The organism is Cryobacterium sp. PAMC25264, from assembly GCF_019443325.1.
Classification (GTDB): domain Bacteria; phylum Actinomycetota; class Actinomycetes; order Actinomycetales; family Microbacteriaceae; genus Cryobacterium.
This window is the reverse complement of sequence record NZ_CP080383.1, coordinates 3,755,120-3,769,202: the sequence shown is the minus strand read 5'-3', so window position 1 is coordinate 3,769,202 and position 14,083 is coordinate 3,755,120. Positions and strand designations below refer to the sequence as shown.

Annotated in this window: 14 protein-coding genes and 2 tRNA genes; 6 read left to right on the top strand and 10 right to left on the bottom strand. The window is 68.5% G+C overall.

The features are described 5' to 3' along the window. Positions 1–114 precede the first annotated feature (114 nt). Together KY500_RS17670 and KY500_RS17665 are read left to right on the top strand one after the other, a co-directional pair. Entirely contained in the window at positions 115–612 is a 498-nt protein-coding gene (locus KY500_RS17670; protein ID WP_219901645.1) for an FBP domain-containing protein, read from the top strand. Between the two features lie 106 nt (positions 613–718). Beyond that, complete coding sequence (locus KY500_RS17665) at positions 719–2,482, top strand: bifunctional diguanylate cyclase/phosphodiesterase (protein ID WP_219901644.1); 1,764 nt, start codon at positions 719–721, stop codon at positions 2,480–2,482. On the opposite strand, the gene KY500_RS17660 is transcribed toward KY500_RS17665, so the two are convergent. Beyond that, positions 2,479–2,985 carry a metallophosphoesterase gene (locus KY500_RS17660; RefSeq protein ID WP_219901643.1) on the bottom strand — a complete coding sequence of 169 codons (507 nt, stop codon included), beginning with the start codon at positions 2,983–2,985 and terminating at the stop codon, positions 2,479–2,481. The genes KY500_RS17665 and KY500_RS17660 overlap by 4 nt on opposite strands. Positions 2,986–3,038: 53 nt before the next feature. On the opposite strand from KY500_RS17660, the gene KY500_RS17655 reads away from it, so the two are divergent. Further along, complete coding sequence (locus KY500_RS17655) at positions 3,039–4,028, top strand: DUF389 domain-containing protein (RefSeq protein WP_219901642.1); 990 nt, start codon at positions 3,039–3,041, stop codon at positions 4,026–4,028. A 20-nt stretch (positions 4,029–4,048) separates the two neighbouring features. Here KY500_RS17655 and KY500_RS17650 read toward each other — a convergent pair whose 3' ends face one another. Together KY500_RS17650 and KY500_RS17645 are read right to left on the bottom strand one after the other, a co-directional pair. Beyond that, the gene (locus KY500_RS17650) at positions 4,049–4,357 is read right to left on the bottom strand and encodes a hypothetical protein (protein ID WP_219901641.1); all 309 of its coding nucleotides are present in this window, start codon (positions 4,355–4,357) and stop codon (positions 4,049–4,051) included. A 2-nt stretch (positions 4,358–4,359) separates the two neighbouring features. Next, entirely contained in the window at positions 4,360–4,884 is a 525-nt protein-coding gene (locus tag KY500_RS17645) for a bifunctional 2-polyprenyl-6-hydroxyphenol methylase/3-demethylubiquinol 3-O-methyltransferase UbiG (protein WP_219901640.1), read from the bottom strand. 293 nt (positions 4,885–5,177) lie between these two features. Between KY500_RS17645 and KY500_RS17640 the strand changes: the two genes are divergently transcribed. Continuing rightward, positions 5,178–5,963: a hypothetical protein gene (locus KY500_RS17640; protein ID WP_219901639.1), complete on the top strand. Its 786-nt coding sequence runs from the start codon at positions 5,178–5,180 to the stop codon at positions 5,961–5,963. Positions 5,964–6,071: 108 nt separating this feature from the next. Here KY500_RS17640 and KY500_RS17635 read toward each other — a convergent pair. The 5 genes from KY500_RS17635 to serS all read right to left on the bottom strand — a co-directional run bounded on the left by KY500_RS17635 (position 6,072) and on the right by serS (position 9,855). Then, positions 6,072–6,162, bottom strand: a tRNA-Ser gene (locus KY500_RS17635). A 90-nt stretch (positions 6,163–6,252) separates the two neighbouring features. Beyond that, positions 6,253–7,524, bottom strand: a complete 1,272-nt coding sequence (locus tag KY500_RS17630) for an LCP family protein (protein WP_219901638.1) — start codon at positions 7,522–7,524, stop codon at positions 6,253–6,255. Positions 7,525–7,562: 38 nt separating this feature from the next. After that, a tRNA-Ser gene (locus KY500_RS17625) sits at positions 7,563–7,650 on the bottom strand. 130 nt (positions 7,651–7,780) lie between these two features. Beyond that, positions 7,781–8,593 (bottom strand): HAD family hydrolase, encoded by an 813-nt coding sequence (locus KY500_RS17620; protein ID WP_219901637.1) that lies wholly within the window; start codon positions 8,591–8,593, stop codon positions 7,781–7,783. Beyond that, positions 8,590–9,855: a serine--tRNA ligase gene (serS, locus tag KY500_RS17615; RefSeq protein ID WP_219901636.1), complete on the bottom strand. Its 1,266-nt coding sequence runs from the start codon at positions 9,853–9,855 to the stop codon at positions 8,590–8,592. The genes KY500_RS17620 and serS overlap by 4 nt, the downstream gene beginning before the upstream one ends. 58 nt (positions 9,856–9,913) lie before the next feature. Between serS and KY500_RS17610 the strand changes: the two genes are divergently transcribed. Beyond that, on the top strand, positions 9,914–10,930 hold the full coding sequence (locus KY500_RS17610) for a diacylglycerol kinase family protein (RefSeq protein WP_219901635.1): 1,017 nt from the start codon (positions 9,914–9,916) through the stop codon (positions 10,928–10,930). Here KY500_RS17610 and KY500_RS17605 read toward each other — a convergent pair. Both KY500_RS17605 and pheA read right to left on the bottom strand, forming a co-directional pair. Next, positions 10,920–11,477: a hypothetical protein gene (locus tag KY500_RS17605; RefSeq protein WP_219901634.1), complete on the bottom strand. Its 558-nt coding sequence runs from the start codon at positions 11,475–11,477 to the stop codon at positions 10,920–10,922. The genes KY500_RS17610 and KY500_RS17605 overlap by 11 nt on opposite strands. After that, positions 11,474–12,418 (bottom strand): prephenate dehydratase, encoded by a 945-nt coding sequence (pheA, locus tag KY500_RS17600; RefSeq protein WP_066591938.1) that lies wholly within the window; start codon positions 12,416–12,418, stop codon positions 11,474–11,476. Before pheA ends, KY500_RS17605 begins: the two co-directional genes overlap by 4 nt. A 35-nt stretch (positions 12,419–12,453) precedes the next feature. Between pheA and pgm the strand changes: the two genes are divergently transcribed. After that, complete coding sequence (gene pgm, locus KY500_RS17595; RefSeq protein ID WP_219901633.1) at positions 12,454–14,070, top strand: phosphoglucomutase (alpha-D-glucose-1,6-bisphosphate-dependent); 1,617 nt, start codon at positions 12,454–12,456, stop codon at positions 14,068–14,070. The last annotated feature ends 13 nt before the right edge of the window (positions 14,071–14,083 follow it).

Here is a 14,083-nt window from a genome sequence, read left to right as displayed (position 1 = left end):
CGTAACCTCTCCTTCCGCCCCCGGCCCGTTCGACGCCGGGGGCGGATGTGGTTGGCGGGCATTGAGGCGGCCGGGGGCCTCGACTACGCTGTACGAAATATCGGAAGGGAGATCATGAAACCACTTTCCGCTGCCGAGATCCGCAGCTCCATCGTGAACGCAACGGCCGAGGAGATCGCCCGGATGCCGCTGCCCGGCCTGCACGAGACCATCTGGGATGAACGCGAATACCTGGGTTGGCGCGATCCGCAACACGCCCAGCGCGGCTACATCGTCTTCTGGCGGGGCGACTCTCCCCTCGGCATGGTGTTGCGCGCCGCGACCCGCGGACCGGGCCGGTCGATGTCCGCCTTCTGCTCGCTGTGCCGCACCCAACAGCCGGCCCACCAGGTGAGCCTGTTCAGCGTGCCCAAGGCCGGTCAGGCCGGCCGCGACGGCAATACCGTCGGCACGTACATTTGTTCCGATCTGGCCTGCTCCACGCTCATCCGTATCCTGCCGCCGCCGTCACAGATGCAGCCGAACCCCGCCGAGATGGTCGTGACCCGGGGCGCTGGGCTGCTCGCCCGCTTGGAGGGGTTCACGAGCGAGGTGCTCAAACCCGCCGAGTGAGCCACGAGGGGCGTGGCACGCACTCGGGGGGGGGTGACAACGCTAGATTGAGCACAGGTCGGCGATGCAGGCGCCGACACGAAAGACGAGTGGGCAGGGGGCGCACATGGCACGCAGCGTTCAGCGCCTGGGGGTGGGGTACCACCCGGGACTCTTCACCGCGGCCGGCTCGGCTGGGGCTCTGCTCGGCCTCGCCCAAGTAGGCTTTGGCCTGCCACTGTTCCTCTATGCCGGGTACACCTCTCTGGCCAGCGGAACCCCCGATGCCGTACTTCTCGGCGTCGGAGTGGCCCTCCTATGCACCGGCATCCTCACCGCCGGGTTTCGCAACCGGATGCGGCTACCGCTGCGCCACATCGTGCTCTGTTGGATGGGCGCGGCAGGATTGCTCTGCCAGGTCGCCACGGGCGGCCAGCCCGTCTCGTTCACCTTCGCCTGGACCCCGAGCCTCCTGGCCCTGATCGCTTTCGCGGTGATCCCCGCTGCGCAGTCGTTGCTGTACCCGATCGTCTTCATCCCGCTCGCGCTGGTCACCTTAGCTGTGAGCCCAGGCACCGCGCCGGCCGACGTCGCCATGGCAACGCTGCTCATGCTGGCCACCGGCCTGGGCCTCACCTGGTTCGCCCGCAGCGCCCTCCTGGCAGAGACCGACGACCTCACCGGCATCCCCAACTTCGCCGGCTTCGAGCAGGTGCTCTCGGCCGCCATGCGTGACGCCGGCCCGGATGAGTCGCTGGCCCTGGTGCGCCTGGACATCAACGAGTTCGCCCTGGTCAACCGGCGGGCGGGACAGGAGGCCGGCGACGCGGCGATGGTGGCATTCGTGGCCGGCGTCTCGGACGCACTGCCGGCCGCGGCCGTGATGGCCCGCGTGGAAGGCGACGCGTTCGCCATCCTGCTGCCCGGCTTCACCGCCGCCCGGGCACGCGACCTGCTGGAAGGCCTGCACGGGCAGGTAGCCGGGTTCTCGGCCGGGATCGCCGTGCGGGAAGGCAACGAATCGGAGAGCGAGTTCTTCGGCCGGGCCGGCAAAGCGCTTTTCGAGGCTCAACGGGTGGGCCGGGGAAAGATCGTCACCCACGGCGGGTACTACGCCTCACCGACTGCGGTGCGAGACGGCCTGGCGAACGGGGAGTTCTTCCTCTCTTTCCAGCCGGTGATCGAGTTGGCCGGCGGCCACGCTGTCGGCGCGGAGGCGCTCGTTCGCTGGCAGCATCCGACCCGGGGATTGGTCCCACCGGCCGAGTTCATTCCGCTCTGCGAGGCGAGCGGCTCGATCCAGGTGCTGGGCCAGTGGATCGTGCGGGAGTCAATTGCGGTCGCCGAGCACTGGCGCCGGGTACGCAGCCCCGAGGGCAACCCGCTGAGCGTGTCGATCAATGCGTCGGCCAGGGAGCTGGCATCCAGCGGGTACGCGGCGTACGTTCTTGCCGAGTGCGCCGCCGTGGGGTTCCCGCCCGGCCTGGTGCGCATCGAGGTGACCGAGACGGAATTCGGCAGCGATACGGCCGCCGTGCGCGACAACATCCGACTGCTACGCGGCGCCGGCGTGCTCATCTCGATGGACGACTTCGGCACCGGGCACTCGAGTCTGTCGCGGCTGACCGAAATCGATCTGGACGTCATCAAGATCGACCGGTCTTTTGTGGGCGTGATCGACACCGACACCCAGTCGCCCGTCGCCGAACTGGCGATCAAGCTGGCCGCCGCTCTCGGCCTCGACGTGATCGCCGAGGGAGTGGAGACCGAGACGCAAGCTCGATGGCTACGCGACCGGGGCTGCACGTTCGCGCAGGGGTACCTGTACTCCCCGCCTCTGTCTGCCGGCTCGTTTGTGGCCGAGTTCGTCGATGAGCGCTCGACCTCTTAATTCGGCGCGATCGGAACGAGAACCACCTCGCTGAGCTGACCAGCTGAGGCGACCGCGGTGAGATACGTGTGCGCCGGTTGCCGGCGCCGGTCGGTGGGCGAGCCGGGGTTGAGCAGCCGCATGCCGGCAGGCGTCACGGTGTCCCACGGGATGTGACTGTGCCCGAACACGAGCACATCCGTGTCGGGAAAGGCTGCGTCCATGCGTCGGTGGCGTGAGCTGGCGTCGCCGGTCTCGTGCACCATGGCGAAGCGGATGCCCTCGATCGTCTCGTGCATCACCTCGGGCAGCACCCGGCGCAGCGCGTCGCCGTCGTTGTTGCCGTACACGCCGCGGAGGTCGCGGGCGCGCTCGGACAGTTCCTCGAACAGGCTGAGGTCCACCCAGTCACCGGCGTGCAGCACCAGGTCCGCCTGCTCGACGGCTTGCCAGACCTGGTCCGGCAGACGCCGGGCCCGCTGGGGAACATGGGTGTCGGAGATCAGGAGCAGTCGGGTGGCCATGTCCCATTCTGTCCCGGCTACCGGCGTGTGCGCACCGGGGCTAGGTTCGCAGCATGAGCGACCGGTTCAATAGCACCGCAGATATGCACAAGGCCGTCTTCTTCGACGGCCCCGCTGCCGGGGCACGTTATTCGCGGTTCTGGATGCTGCTGGTGCTCGCGTCGATCATCGCCTCGGCCGGCATCGTCGGGGATTCCACCGCCACGGTCATCGGCGCCATGATCGTGGCACCCCTGATGACGCCGATACTGGGCACAATGCTGGCCACCGTGCTGGGCGACCGAGCCAATCTCACCCGATCTCTCCTCCTGGTTCTTTCCGGCGCCGCGGCCGCGACGCCGATCGGTTTCGCGGTGGGGCTGCTCGTGCAGACGCCGGTCCTGGCCGTCACCAATGCGCAGGTCGCCAGCCGGGTGACACCGCGCCTGATCGATCTGCTCGCCGCCTTGGGCACCGGCGTGGTGGGGTCGGTGGCTCTCGTGCGGCGGGACATCTCCGACACCCTTCCGGGCGTGGCCATTGCCATCTCCCTGGTGCCGCCGCTGGCGGTTGCCGGCCTCGTGCTCGAGTCAGGGTCGCTGGCGCAGTTCCTGGGCGCCCTCCTGCTCTTCGTCACCAACGTGGTCGCAATCCTCGGCACCGGCATCGTGGTGATGTCGGTCTACGGCGTGAGTCGGCTCACCCGGCACCGGGCACCGGGTGACCAGAACGCACCGAATCTGCTCGGCCCGGTCACCGTTCTCGTCGGCATGCTGTTGCTCATCGGCATCCCGCTCACTCTCACGAGCGTGGACATCACCCAGCGCAGCAATACCGAAGGCACCGTGCAGTCCGTCGGGCAGAAGTGGGCGGCCCGGGCAGGGTGGGCCGTCACCGGTGTCTCCACGCGCGGCACCGAGGTGATCCTTCAGGTGCAGGGTGCTCCGCCGAATCCCGACACCTCAGATCTCGAGGCGGCGCTGGCGGCAGCAGGCCTCAATCCCGACCGGGTCACCGTGGACCTCTCCCCTGTCACTCTCGTGCCGCTGAACGGCAAACGGTGATCGGATACGCAGGGAGGGCGCTACTGCGGTGGCCGCCGGTCGCCAGCGGGCCGGGGCAGTGCGCCGAGTGCCGTGACGACCAAATCGGTCAGTTCCGCGACCCGCAGGGAATCGCGGCGCAGCTCGTCCACCGCGAGCGGCACACCATCCAGCTCGGCCAACCGCTGCTCGACCCCCTCCATCCGTGTCTGCAGATCGTCGACTCGGCGCACGACCCCCGGCAGGCGCTCATCCAGCCTCCGGAGATCGCCGGCGTATTCCAGGGTGCGCATGGTCTCGGGGGCCAGCTTGCGCACGACCCTCCCGACCAACGTCTTCACTCTGCTCACTGCTACGTTCCTTTCCGGGCAACGCCAACCGTGGCGATGCGTCTGTCGGTTTCGATGTCCACCTCGACGGAGCGAATCTCCAGGGCGGGGGCGGATGCCAGCAGCTGCCGGAACTGGCTCACGGTGAGGTGCCAGGTGGTGGGGTCGTCCACGCTCAGTCCGGGTGCGGGCACCGTGGGAAAACTGGCGACCCATTCGCCGCCGCGGCGCAGCAGGAGCTCCGCCAGGGTGGGCAGAGTCTGGCGCGCCTCCATGGTGAGGGCCTGCACGATGCCGGCGGAGTAGATGTGGGCGGTGCCAGGGACGCTCAACTCGGCGGCGGCCAGCGCGAGGGTCTGCCGGGTGTCGCCCAGGTCGACGCGACGGAGTTCCACGGTGGGGTGGTCGTCGGCCAGCCGGGCGCGCACGGCGGCTTCGGCCGATGCCGAGTAGTCCACGCCCACGACCCGGTGGCCTCGGCCGGCCAGGTGCACCAGGTCATCGCCGCCGCCGTAGGCCAGCTCGTAGATCGTCGCACCGACCGGCACCCGGTCGAGGAACGCTTGCGCGGCGGCGGCCGGCTCCTCGTGGATGCCCGCTCGGGCGGCGTTGAATTCCTCCCAGAAGTGCAGGTGCTGGTTGGTGTTGCCGAACCAGTTGCCGTACCGCCGGGCGGCCTCGGGCGGGGTGACGAACCGGTGACCGGCATCCGGATGCGCCAGGTGGGTCCGTAATTCGCCTCGAGCCAGCGTTCGGGCGGGTTCGGGGCCGCGAACGACCAGCCCTCGATAGTGATCTCGGTGAGGTTCTCGAAGGTGTCCCGGGGTATCGGAGCGCGCACGTGGAACGGTTGCATGAATACGTCGTCGCGGTAGAACCCGCCGAAGATGTCGACGTGGAAGGCCGACCCGGCCTCCTCCGGGAAGAGCACCTGCATCTGGGTGGCGCCGTACCGGATGACCGTGTAGCCGGCCTCTTCGAGGAAGCGCTGCAGCGCGAAGCTCTCCAGGGCCACATCGACCGGGTGTTCGTGGGTGCTGACGTAGCCGACGTCGGCGTCATCGTCGTGCGGCAGAAGCGCGCCGGAGCGCACCGGACGAGCAGGGTTCCGCCCATGATCCACGGCGTCAGGCCGAAGCGGGTGAGGACGGCGAACACTTCGCTGGTGCGCCGCAGCAGGTCGGCGATGATCTCGTCGGCGGCGTCCGCGAAGGTCATCGACTGGTGCCCCCACTTGTTCAGCACCACCGGGGTGCCGGAGGCGTCGGTGAAGCGCAGCCCGCCGTCGGGGTCGACGACGGATCGCACCGGCGTGCGTGCGAGCTCAGCCCCGGTGTCGACGGCGTGCACCACGACCTCCCCTGAGCCGCGCAGCGTGAGGCCGAAGGCGGGCGGCAGCCGGTACCGGATCACGCCGTTCGCGGCCGTCTCGGCCAGTTCGGCGGCGAGAGTGAGCACCCGGCGACCGGAGACCCGCACCTCGATGGCGCGGGCGTCGTCGCCCTCGAGCTCGAGGGCAGGTTCGGTCAAATCGAGCTTCATCTCAGTGCGGCCGCTTATCGCTCAGCCGGTGAGATGTTCATCGGATGTTCAAGTACCGTCCTCCTCGGACCAGCCTACTGTCTGAGAGTTCTCACAGACAAGCTCGCGGGTGGCCGTGACTCCGGGGCGATGAACGCCCGGAAAACCGAAAAACCCGCTGGATCTCGAGGATCCAGCGGGTTTTCGTGAAGTGCGGAGACGGAGGGATTTGAACCCTCGGTGCCCCGTGAAGGGCACTCCACCTTAGCAGGGTGGTGCACTAAGCCGGACTATGCGACGTCTCCTGAGCGAGAGCTTTCGCAAACGCACATGCACCATCCTAACGGCACCGCGGCATCCGATTGAACATGGGCTCACCGGATGCCGCGCCGCGGCTACTGGTCTTCGACGGGGCGACCGGACGAACAGGTCTGCTGCGAGGCATCCTGACCGTAGACGTTGCTGGGCAGCGCCGTCGCGGTCGGTGCCGGGTCGGTGGTCACCGGGGCGTCGGTGGCCGCGGGGTCCTCCGTCGCCGGGTCGGTCGGTGTGGCGCTGGCGGAGGGGTCGGGCACCGACAGGAAGTCGGCCTCACCGGGCGCGAGGGTGGGCGAGACGTCCGCGTTGATGGCCGCGATGAGGTCGGCGGCTGCCGTCTCATCGGGCTCGACGCCGCCGTCGACGTAGTTGATCGGGTACTGCACGAACACGACCTTGTCCAGCGGGATGTCCTTGAGCGCCATGGCGATGGACACCATGGTGTCCATGCTCTTCAAGGTGTTCGACAACTCCATGTTGTCGACCGCGGCCTTGGCGATCGAGTAGAGCTTGATCGGGTCGCTGAGCGTGTCGGAGCTCTTCAAGGTGCGCGCCAAGGCGGAAAGGAACACCTGCTGGTTGCTGATACGGCCCAGGTCGCTGCCGTCGCCGACACCGTGGCGGGTGCGCAGGAACTGCAGGGCCTCGAGGCCCTTCAGCTCATGCAGACCGGCGGGGATGTTGAGGTCGGTGTACGAGTCGACGATGGGCTCGGCGATACACACGGGCACCCCGCCGACGGCCTCGGACATGGCCGCGACACCGTTGAACTGCACGAGTGCGGCGTAGGGGATGGACAGGCCGGTGAGCGCCTCCACGGTCTTGACCGTGCAGGCCAGGCCGCCGTAGTTCAGAGTGGTGTTGATCTTCTGGCTGCTCATGGCACTGAAGGTGCCGCCATTGGGGTCCGGGCACTCCGGAATGGGCACGAAGGTGTCCCGGGGGAAGCTGACCACGGTGGCGCTGCTGTGGTCTTCAGCGATGTGCAGCAACATGGTCACGTCGTTGAGCACAGACGTTTCCTCGTCGGGGTCGCCGTAGCCATCCCCCTGGCCCGCACGGCTGTCGCTACCGACGAGGAGCAGGTTGGCACCGCCGTCGATCGAGCTGATGGAGGGAATGGGGCCGTCGGTCTCGTTGTCCAGCGTGACGCCGGGCTTCACGCTCGCAGCCACGTTGAGGGTGGCGAGGGCGGCGACGGACACGCCGCTCACCATCACCACGGCGAGGGCGGCGGCGAGGACCTTGGCGACGTTGGCGAACGCGTTGGAGCGCTTGAGCCGTCCGTGCCGGGCGATCGTGCTGATCTGCGTCGATCGTCTGGAGCGGGGGCGCAACTGGTCGCTCACTCATTTCCTTTCGTCGTGCTGCAGGTTCGGCCGCCTGATGGCGGAGGGCGTGGGATTCGAACCCACGAGACATTTCTGCCCACCAGTTTTCAAGACTGGCTCCATCGGCCGCTCGGACAGCCCTCCAAGTTCGGGTACCGGGCCGTGCCACAACGGGCACGGTCGAACTACGAACTGCGCCCGATCTTAGCCGATAGCAGAATGTGCAGCCTGACACGCGAGGCTGACAAGCGACTGCACGCGCCCGTTCTGGGGGTTAGAGGCTGCTCAGAACCACGGCCAGGCCGTCGTCCTGCACGCTCACGGTGAGTTCGCTGGCCGCCTCGAGCACCTCGTCGGGTGACTGGCCCATGGCCACGCCACGGCCCTCTGAGCCGGCCCAGAGCAGCATGTCGATGTCATTGCGGCCGTCGCCCACGGCCATCACCCGGCTGCGTGGGATGCCGAACTCGGCACGCACCCGCTCCATGGCGGTGGCCTTGTTCACGCCGTCCGGTGCGATGTCGAGCCAGGCGGTCCAGCCGATCGCGTAGCTGACCTGGTTCAGCCCCATCTGTTCGACCACCTGGAGGAAGTCGTCCATGTCGTGGTCGGGCGAAACAACCACGACGCGGGTGGCGTCGTGCAGCAGCAGCTCCTCGAAGGGAACGTGCTCGCTGTCCAGGCCGATGGTGGAATCGGGGAACGCCTCGGTGTACCGGTAGAAGCCGTGCTCGTCCTCGACGGCGTAGCGGGCGTCAGTGAGGTGCGAGCGGATGGAGAGGAGCACGTCGCTGGGGTTGAAGGTCTCGACCCATTCCCTGCGGTAGCCCATCGGGGCATCCGGGTCGCGGTGCAGGGTGATGGCGCCGTTGGAGCACACCACGAATCGCGGAGTGATCTCCAGGCGGTCCAGAACCGGGAGGGTCGCCGCGGCGCTCCGCCCGGTGGCGAGCATGATCTGGTGGCCGGCGGCAGCCACCCGGCGCACCTGCCTCACGACGGCCTCGCTGATGGTGCCGTCCTCGTGCAGGGTGGTGCCGTCGATATCGAGGGCGACGAGCCAGGGCGCGTCGGTGGTGACGGTCATCGGATAGGCGTGAGGACTTCGAGCCCGCCGAGATAGGGCTGCAGAGCTTCGGGGACGCGCACCGAACCGTCGGCCTGCTGGTGGGTTTCCAGGATGGCGACGATCCAGCGGGTGGTCGCCAGGGTGCCGTTCAGGGTGGCGACCGGGGCGGTCTTGCCGGTCTCCGTGCGGTAGCGGATATCCAGGCGGCGCGCCTGATAGGTGGTGCAGTTGCTCGTGCTGGTGAGCTCGCGGTAAGCGTTCTGGGTGGGCACCCAGGCCTCGATGTCGTACTTGCGGGCGGCGCTGGAGCCGAGGTCGCCGGCGGCGACGTCGATCACGCGGTAGCTCAGACCCAGGGCCTGCAGCATGTTCTCCTGCAGCGCCACGAGGCGCAGGTGCTCGGCTTCGGCGTTCTCCGGCAGCACGTAGGTGAACATCTCGAGCTTGTTGAACTGGTGCACGCGGATGATGCCGCGGGTGTCCTTGCCGCCCGACCCGGCCTCGCGGCGGTAGCAGGTGGACCAGCCGGCGTAACGCAGCGGCCCGTCGGTGAGATCGAGGATCTCGTCACTGTGGTAGCCGGCCAGGGCCACCTCGCTGGTGCCGGTGAGGTACAGGTCGTCGGCGGGCAGGTGGTAGATCTCGTCGGCGTGCTCGCCGAGGAAGCCCGTGCCGTCCATGATCTCGGGGCGCACCAGGGTGGGCGTGATCATCGGGATGAAGTCGGCCGCGAGCGCGTGATCGAGGGCCATGTTCATCAGGGCGATCTCGAGCCGAGCGCCGATGCCGCGCAGGAAGTAGAAGCGGGCGCCGGAGACCTTGGCGCCGCGGCCCATGTCGATGGCGCCGAGCAGCTCACCGATCTCGAGGTGGTCCCGGGCCTCGACGTCGAAGGTCGGGATCTCACCGTGAGTGCGCAGGGTGGCGAAGTTGTCTTCGCCGCCTGCGGGTACGCCGTCGATGATCGGGTTGGCGATGGTGCGCATCACACTCGTGAAGCGGGCCTCGGCCTCCGCGGCGACGACGCCGGCCGCCTTGACCTCGGCGGCGAGGCTCTGCGCCTGGGCGACGAGGGCCTTCTTCTCGGCCGGCGGGGCCTGGGCCACGGTCTTGCCGAAGGCATTCTGCGACGCCCGCAGGGCCTCGAAGCTCGTGATGGACGCCCGACGGTCGGCGTCGGCGGCGAGCGCCTCGTCGACGGCCGCGACGGAGTCACCCCGCGCCTCCTGCGATCGCTTGACGAGGTCGGGATTTTCGCGTAGCAGCACCGGATCAATCACTCGGTCAGTCTACAAGCGCCGCATGCCCCGCCCGGTGGCCTGTTGCTAGCCTGAGCGAATGGCCGCTCCCAGTTCCGCCCCGCGTGAGGCCGCATCCGTCGTTCGTCGGGCCGCTGTGGTCTACAACCCGGTGAAGACGGATGTCGTGCGGTTGCGCGCCGGGGTCACCGCCGCTGCCGCCGCTGCGGAGTGGGGCGAGACGCTGTGGTTCGAGACCAGCGTGCAGGACCCCGGGCAGAGGGTCACCCGTCAGGCGTTACGCCTGGGTGTGGACCTGGTTCTCGTCGCGGGCGGCGACGGCACGGTGCGCGCCGTCGCGGAGTCGCTGCGCTCCGCTGAGGTTCCATTGGGCGTGCTGCCGGTGGGCACCGGGAACCTGCTGGCGCGCAATCTGCAGCTACCCCTGAACAGCCTCGACGACGCCATCGTGATCGCCTTCACCGGCGAGAATCGGGCGATCGACCTGGGCATCGCTTCAGTGACCTACGCGGACAACCGCATCGAGGACCACGCCTTCCTGGTCATGGCCGGCCTCGGCCTCGACGCCCAGATGATCGCAGCCACCCGCCCAGACCTCAAGAAGCAGGTGGGCTGGCTGGCCTATGTGGACGCGGGCATGCGCGCTCTGCCCAAGGCCGAGCAGTTCCGCATCCGGTACAACCTGGGCACCCGCAGCGAGCATCAGGCGCTCGTGAGCACCATCCTGATCGCCAATTGTGGTGTGCTGCCGGGCAACATCCAGTTCCTGCCCGAGGCGCTGGTCGACGACGGGATCCTGGACATCGCCGTGCTGCAGCCGCGTGGGGTGCTCGGCTGGTTGAAGATCTGGCGCCGCGTCACCTGGCAGAACGGCGTGCTGCGCCGCTTCGCCGTGGGGCGGCGCATCATCGAACTCACCGAGACCGACGACGAGCGGGCCATGACCGTGCTGCGCGCCACCGACATCCGCATTGTGCCCGACAAGCCGCAGGAGTTCGAGCTGGACGGCGACGAGTTCGGGCTGGTCCGCAGCGTCTTCCTGCGCGCGGATGCCGGGGCGCTGCTGGTGCGGGTGCCGGCCGTTCTCAGCCGGTGATGCGCCGACGGGCCCGCCAGGCGGCCGCGTGCCAGAACAGCAGCCCGGCCAGGATGATCAGGCCAGCCGTCAGCGCAGACGGCGCCACCGAGTAAGCCACCTGCTGCACCAACATGCCGAACGGCATCGGCCCGGTGCCGCTGTAGGAATAGTTTGCAAACCCAAAAGTCGCCGACGACAGCTGCAGGGCGGTCGCGCCACCGACGAGCACTAACGCGAGCACCCAGAGCAGCGCGATGAACGGGTTCCACCGCGGCCGTTCCAGTTCGTCGTGGAAGACATCCGAGTCGAAGCCCAACGGGTCGAGGTCACCGATCTCGTCGGCTGTGCCGGTGCCGGCGAATACGGCGGCGGTCGGCGAGCTGGGCCCGGCCGGCGGGGGGCCGATCCGTGCAGCATTACCGCGTACGGCACCACCTCGGGAGGTGCCGACCGGAGCCGCAGCCGGCTGGGCCGCCTGGGAGTCACCGGCCTGGTAGCCACGTTGGTAGATGGCATCGTGGCGCGGGTCGAACGCCGGCCGGTCGGTTCCTCCCGGGGTGCTCACGCGCCCGGCTCCCCCGAGATCAGGCCGCGCAGCCAGTCCCTGGCCTCGATGAAGACCTCGTCGTTGTAGCGGGAGGTGAACACATTGGGCTGTTTGTCGGCCCGCGGGTAGGAACCCAGGAAGAGCACCTTGGGGCTGAAGCGGCGAAGGCCCAACAGGGCATCCGCCACCCGCTCGTCGAAGATGTGCCCGTCGGCGTCGATGACGAATCTGTATCGACCCATGGCATCGCCGATCGGCCGGGATTGAATGAGGCTGAGATTGACCCCGCGGGTGGCGAACTGCTCGAGCATGTCGAGCAGTGCGCCGGCGCGGTCCTCGGGCAGTTCCACGATCACGCTGGTCTTGTCGGCGCCGGTGGGGGCGGGGATGACCGTGGTGCGGCCCACGAGCACGAACCGGGTGACGGCGTTGGGGTTGTCGCCGATGTTGCGGGCGAGCACGACCAGGTCGTGGTGCTTCTCGATGCCCGGCGGAGCCACGGCGGCATCGGCAGGTCCGGGCTCGAACAGGGCGGCCGCGGCGGCCACATTGCTCGAGGAGGGGATGTGACCGTGCTTGGGCAGGGTGCCTTCCAGCCAGCTGCGGCATTGCGCGTACGCCACCGGGTGGGCGTTCACGATCTTGACGTCCTCGAGGGCGGTGCCGGGCCGGGCCACGAGCACGAAGTTCACGGGCACCAGGTACTCCCCGATGATCCGCAGATTGGGCACGCTCGCGAGGGCGTCCTGGGTGGCGCTGACGCCGCCGTCGACGGAGTTTTCGATGGCGATCATGGCGGCCACGCTGCGCCCGCTCACGACGTCGGCGAAGGCCTCGCCCACATTGTTGACGGCCCGCCACGGCAGGCCCTGGGCCTCCGGAACCTGGGCGAGGGCGGCCTCGGTGAAGGTTCCCGCCGGCCCCAGGAAGCTGTAGTGCACATCGGGAGTCTCTGGCATGGCTCACAGCCTAGTTGGAGTGCAAGACTGGGGGCATGAACGAACGCGCAGGCACCCCGGCCCAGAAATCCGATCTGATCGACGTCGAAGCCCTCATCAGGGCGTATTACGACCTGAAGCCGGATGTCTCGGTTCCGGCTCAGCGGGTCGTCTTCGGCACCTCCGGCCACCGGGGCAGCTCGCTGAACACCGCGTTCAACGAGAACCACATCCTCGCCACCACCCAGGCCATCGTGGAATACCGCGCCGGCCAGGGCATCACGGGACCGCTGTTCATCGGCGCCGACACCCACGCGCTCAGCGGCCCCGCAACCACGACGGCCCTCGAGGTGCTCGTGGGCAACGACGTGCGTGTGCTGGTCGATGAGTTCGACGACTACGTGCCCACCCCGGCGCTCTCGCACGCAATCCTCGCCTACAACCGCGCCGGCCACGACGACCAGGCGGACGGTATCGTCGTCACCCCGAGCCACAACCCGCCCATGGACGGTGGCTTCAAGTACAACCCGCCGCACGGTGGACCCGCCGACAGCGACGCCACCTCGTGGATCGCCAACCGCGCCAACGAGATCATCGAGGGCGGCATGCGCGATGTGCGCATGAGTGAGCCCAGCGCCGTCGAGACCTACGACTTCCGCGGCCACTATGTCGACGACCTCGAGAACATCATCGACATGAAGGCCATCAAGGCCAGCGGCATCCGCATCGGCGCCGACCCGCTGGGCGGGGCGAGCGTGGGCTACTGGGGCGCGATCCGCGACCGCTACGAGCTCGACCTCACCGTGGTCAACCCGCACGTCGACCCCACCTGGGCGTTCATGACGCTCGACTGGGACGGCAAGATCCGGATGGACCCGTCCAGCCCCTCCGCGATGGCCTCTGTGCTGGCGCACAAGGACGAGTTCGACATCCTCACCGGCAACGACGCCGACGCAGACCGGCACGGCATCGTCACGCCGGACGCCGGCCTGATGAACCCGAACCACTTCCTGGCCGTGGCCATCGAATACCTCTACAGCCACCGCGACGCCTGGCGGGCGGATGCCGCGATCGGCAAGACGCTGGTCTCCTCCACCATGATCGACCGCGTCGCCGGGTTCCTCGGCCGCGAGCTGTGGGAGGTCCCGGTGGGCTTCAAGTGGTTCGTGCCCGGCCTCATCGACGGCTCGGTCGCGTTCGGCGGTGAGGAGAGCGCCGGAGCGAGCTTCGTGCGCTTCGACGGCACCGTCTGGACCACCGACAAGGACGGCATCCTGCTGGCCCTGCTCGCCTCGGAGATCGTCGCCGTGACCGGCAAGTCGCCCAGCGTGCGCTACGCCGAACTGGCCGAGCACTTCGGTGCCCCGGCCTACGAGCGCATCGACGCCGTGGCCACCCCGGCCCAGAAGGCGGCGCTCAGCAAGCTCGACGGAGACGCCATCACCGCCACCGAGCTCGCCGGCGACAAGATCATCGGTGCGCTCAGCCACGCCCCGGGCAATGGCGCGGCCATCGGCGGCGTGAAGGTCTTCACCGAGTACGCCTGGTTCGCCGCCCGGCCCAGCGGCACCGAAGACGTCTACAAGATCTACGCCGAGTCGTTCAAGGGCCCGGAGCACCTCAAGCTGGTGCAGATCGAGGCCAAGGCCATCGTCGACGCCGCGATCAGCTAGCGCCCAGCGCGAG

What these genes read in the sequence shown, in the direction of transcription:
- KY500_RS17670 (WP_219901645.1), top strand. Translation starts at nt 115, where the DNA reads ATGAAACCACTTTCCGCTGCCGAGATCCGCAGCTCCATCGTGAACGCA.
- KY500_RS17665 (WP_219901644.1), top strand. Translation starts at nt 719, where the DNA reads ATGGCACGCAGCGTTCAGCGCCTGGGGGTGGGGTACCACCCGGGACTC.
- KY500_RS17660 (WP_219901643.1), bottom strand. Translation starts at nt 2,985, where the DNA reads ATGGCCACCCGACTGCTCCTGATCTCCGACACCCATGTTCCCCAGCGG.
- KY500_RS17655 (WP_219901642.1), top strand. Translation starts at nt 3,039, where the DNA reads ATGAGCGACCGGTTCAATAGCACCGCAGATATGCACAAGGCCGTCTTC.
- KY500_RS17620 (WP_219901637.1), bottom strand. Translation starts at nt 8,593, where the DNA reads ATGACCGTCACCACCGACGCGCCCTGGCTCGTCGCCCTCGATATCGAC.
- KY500_RS17610 (WP_219901635.1), top strand. Translation starts at nt 9,914, where the DNA reads ATGGCCGCTCCCAGTTCCGCCCCGCGTGAGGCCGCATCCGTCGTTCGT.
- pheA (WP_066591938.1), bottom strand. Translation starts at nt 12,418, where the DNA reads ATGCCAGAGACTCCCGATGTGCACTACAGCTTCCTGGGGCCGGCGGGA.
- pgm (WP_219901633.1), top strand. Translation starts at nt 12,454, where the DNA reads ATGAACGAACGCGCAGGCACCCCGGCCCAGAAATCCGATCTGATCGAC.